We start from the raw sequence: 3,446 nt of genomic DNA on the forward strand, positions 1-3,446 counted from the left end.
AAAATTTCGGCTTACACAGACAAATTCATCGATGAGTCCTGAAATGCGAACTCGAAAACTAACACGCACATCCAGCGGTGGTTGTGAATGCGCAGTTTGGGTTTTTGGACAGCCTCGTTAGGCGTCACAACACACGCTGCACCAATGCTCATATGAAGATCAGTTTAAGAAAGATCACGCTTGAGAACTTAGACGATGTCGTCGATCTTCGGTTGCTTGATCACCAATACGAGTACCTCGCGAGCAACTCCTATTCAATAGCCGAGGCCAGCCTGAATACATCACTTCGCACCCATGCTATCTACGGTGACGAGCGGGTGATCGGCTTTGTCTTGTACTGCACGCCAGATGAAAGTGATAGCGAACCGGGCACATATGAAATTTGGCGATTGATGATCGATGCGGGATTTCAAGGGCGCGGGTACGGTCGGCAGGCTCTAGAGTTCGTCCTTCGGGAGATATGCGCAGACGACACTGCGCGGAACATCCACATTTGCTATAAACCAGACAACGAGGCGGCGAAACGTTTTTACTCAAGCCTTGGATTTGAAGAAGTCGGTATCGAGCCTGAAACTGGTGAGATGGATGCTGTGGTGTTGCCCTTGCGCATCAGATGGTCGAGGCCAGCAGGTGAGGCCTAACCGGTCTTTCGAGCCGACTCGCAACGGCAGGTCTCTTCAAGCCCCTATTTCATTCTGGGCCTTCCGTGCCCAGCCGCCGCTCGCGGCTCAAATTCGACGTTAGCCCATCGCTCAACCGGGCCTGCAACGTCACACCGGCTGCGGGCCTCATTTAATTCTGACCCTTCGGTGCCTTGCCGCCGCGGGCAAGTTAGCTCAAACGTTATGCGCCATGGAAACCACCTTTCTCGAAGACGTCACCGCGAATCAGGCGAATCGCGCCATCTTGTCTCGCTGGCAACGCCTTGAGCTACCGAACCCGTGGCTCGTTGCAGGCTGCTTGTTTCAGACCATCTGGAATGTAAAGTCGTCGAGGCAAGCCGGTGAGAACATCAAGGACTACGACATCTTCTACTTCGACGCAGGTGACCTGACCAAGGAGAGCGAGGAGCAGGCCCAGCGGCACGTGGATTCGGTACTCATGGACCTTGGTATTACTGTTGAAGTGGCCAACCAAGCCCGCGTTCACCTCTGGTACCCCGACTTCTTTGGGCAACCGTACACCCCACTCAGCTCGGCCGAGGAGGGCATCAAGCGCTTCCTCGTTAAGGAAACCTGTGTTGGTGTCAGGCCCAGGGAGTGCCACGCTCCCTATGGATTGGCTGGCGTATACGCGGGCACGCTCACAGCCAACCCTATGGTTCCGCAAACGGATCTCTTCGTTCGCAAGGTTGCAAGCTACAGGCAACGCTGGCCTTGGCTAAGCGTGAACGAGCGGGAGGTAGAGCATGGCGCCTAACCGTTCGCTCGAGTGGCCCTCTGCCAGCTCAAACGTGAGGCATCCATGAAGAGCCTTGTCATTCGAGATGTCGACCCGCAAGGCGCAGATGCCTTGAGCTTGCTTAACGAGGCATCGGTTGACGCACGCGCTTTGTATCCGGAACTATTTGTCGGCGCCACCAAATTCGCCACAAACGAACCCCTTTGTGAGCGCGGCGTTTACGTCGTTGCATACATAGACGGTTGCCCGCTCGCTTGCGGAGCAGTGCGCCAGCTCAGTATGACGGATGCCGAGCTCCGGCGGATCTATGTCCATCGCGAGCACCGGCGCCAGGGTTTGGCTCGCGCAGTGCTCTTGCATCTCGTGGGCGAAGCCAAGCGGCTTGGCTACATTCGGCTAGTCCTCGAAACCGGCAGTAAGCAGCTGCCAGCGATGCTTCTCTATGAGTCGATGGAATTCAAACGTATTCCCCCATTCGGCGAGTACGCCAACGACCCAACCAGTATTTGCTATGAGCGGCTGCTTGACGCTGATGCCTAAGCTGGTGCTCGAATGGACCTCCGCCAACTGGCCGCGCGAGGCTACCTGTATATTTTCAGGTCCGCGCGGCCAACTGGCTGTGGCCCCTCGGCTTCAACGTTAGGCGGCACAGACAGACAGTCCGTCCGACCATCCGGAGAACATATGGAACCCATCGAAATCCGATCGGACATCAGAACCAAATTCTTCCCAGCAAGCCCGGCTAAGTTGTTCACTGCCATGCGCGATCCGAATTGCATTGCCAAGTGGTGGGGTCCCGATGGATTTACAAACACGATTCACGCCTACGAGTTCGTGCCAGGCGGCAGTTGGCGGTTGACGATGCACGGGCCAGACGGCACGGACTACCCGACCGAAAACCGTTTCGTACGTCTCGTCCAGGATCAACTCTTTGAGATCGAACACCTCAATGGGCATCACTTTGTTCTCACCATCGAACTTCTGCCGCATGGCGAGGGCACGAAGGTGATGTGGCGCCAAACTTTCGATACAGCAGAGCACTACAGGCAATTGGCAGATTTCGTCGCCGCAGCGAACGAGCAGAACCTTAGCCGCCTCGCTGCCGAGCTTGCGCTTGGCAAGAGTGCCGCATAACCCATCATTCAACTAGACCCTTCGAGGCGTGTCGCCATTTGCCGCGACATCTCCTTTTGGGTCATCTGCAAGCCCACCACAATTGGCTGATCAATTAAGACGTGAGACTGCAATGCGCCGTTTGCTCGGATTCTTGCTCCACCCAGAGGTGTCGCTCTGGAAGTACTGCCTGTCCCTAGTGCCCTTGGCACTCATTCCTTCGGCATTCCTCGTCTTGTTGGCGACCTTGACAGCTGAAGCCGCAGGGCTGAACGCCGCAGCCCATTCGGCGCCTGCGATTGATGTCACGCTGGGCAACGTCTTTGGTGCCGTCGTCTTTTCACCTATTGTCGAGACGTTCATGCTCGCTGGGCTGCTCAAAGTGCTGTCATCCACATCACTACATCCTGCTGTGTGTGCGGCCTTTTCGGCTGTGTTGTGGGGCGGCTTGCACGGGCTGGTCGGGGCGCTCTGGTTCTTCGGAACCGTATGGGGATTTTTTGTGTTCTCTTGTGGCTACATTGCTTGGCGCCACACATCCTTGAGGCAAGGGTTCTTGGCGGCTGCCGTCCCGCACGCCCTGGCGAATTCAATTGCAATGCTGCTATTGTGGGTTGCGTAGAGTGCGGTCGAGCCCTGCGTTCGAGCTGCCTCGCAACGGCTGGTTACTTCCGGTCCCCATTTCATTCTTGACCTTGCATGCCCAGCCGCTCCCAATGGCTCAGTTTCAACGTTGAGGCTGTAAAAAAACTCCCCAGTCGGGTCACCCCCGATTCAAATTTAGCTGCATAACTTTTAAAATGTGCAGGCTCAATTCAGGAGTCTGCTTGTGCCGCGCTACAAACCCAGTGATTGCCACGCGCTGATGTTGCCGGTGGTGCTGTCGGAGCAGATCGTGCCGGGCAGCTTTGCCTTTGCACTGAACTACCTGG

5 protein-coding genes are annotated in these 3,446 nt (G+C 56.1%); all 5 read left to right on the forward strand.

Annotated elements, in window-relative coordinates; all coding sequences use genetic code 11:
• Positions 1-152 precede the first annotated feature (152 nt).
• Positions 153-641 (forward strand): GNAT family N-acetyltransferase, encoded by a 489-nt coding sequence (locus PRZ03_RS23760; protein ID WP_273602569.1) that lies wholly within the window; start codon positions 153-155, stop codon positions 639-641.
• A gap of 211 nt (positions 642-852) precedes the next feature.
• Positions 853-1,419 carry a nucleotidyltransferase family protein gene (locus tag PRZ03_RS23765; RefSeq protein ID WP_273602570.1) on the forward strand — a complete coding sequence of 189 codons (567 nt, stop codon included), beginning with the start codon at positions 853-855 and terminating at the stop codon, positions 1,417-1,419.
• Positions 1,420-1,464: 45 nt separating this feature from the next.
• On the forward strand, positions 1,465-1,941 hold the full coding sequence (locus tag PRZ03_RS23770) for a GNAT family N-acetyltransferase (protein WP_273602571.1): 477 nt from the start codon (positions 1,465-1,467) through the stop codon (positions 1,939-1,941).
• Positions 1,942-2,085: 144 nt separating this feature from the next.
• Positions 2,086-2,535: an SRPBCC domain-containing protein gene (locus PRZ03_RS23775; protein ID WP_273602572.1), complete on the forward strand. Its 450-nt coding sequence runs from the start codon at positions 2,086-2,088 to the stop codon at positions 2,533-2,535.
• A 112-nt stretch (positions 2,536-2,647) separates the two neighbouring features.
• The gene (locus PRZ03_RS23780) at positions 2,648-3,136 is read left to right on the forward strand and encodes a hypothetical protein (protein WP_273602573.1); all 489 of its coding nucleotides are present in this window, start codon (positions 2,648-2,650) and stop codon (positions 3,134-3,136) included.
• The last annotated feature ends 310 nt before the right edge of the window (positions 3,137-3,446 follow it).

This window comes from Roseateles albus (genome assembly GCF_028595345.1).
In the GTDB taxonomy this organism is placed as follows: Bacteria; Pseudomonadota; Gammaproteobacteria; order Burkholderiales; family Burkholderiaceae_C; genus Paucibacter_A; species Paucibacter_A albus.

Bases quoted from the DNA above. Each gene is read 5' to 3' on its own strand.
- PRZ03_RS23770 (WP_273602571.1), top strand. From the start codon at position 1,465: ATGAAGAGCCTTGTCATTCGAGATGTCGACCCGCAAGGCGCAGATGCC.
- PRZ03_RS23780 (WP_273602573.1), top strand. From the start codon at position 2,648: ATGCGCCGTTTGCTCGGATTCTTGCTCCACCCAGAGGTGTCGCTCTGG.
- PRZ03_RS23765 (WP_273602570.1), top strand. From the start codon at position 853: ATGGAAACCACCTTTCTCGAAGACGTCACCGCGAATCAGGCGAATCGC.
- PRZ03_RS23760 (WP_273602569.1), top strand. From the start codon at position 153: ATGAAGATCAGTTTAAGAAAGATCACGCTTGAGAACTTAGACGATGTC.
- PRZ03_RS23775 (WP_273602572.1), top strand. From the start codon at position 2,086: ATGGAACCCATCGAAATCCGATCGGACATCAGAACCAAATTCTTCCCA.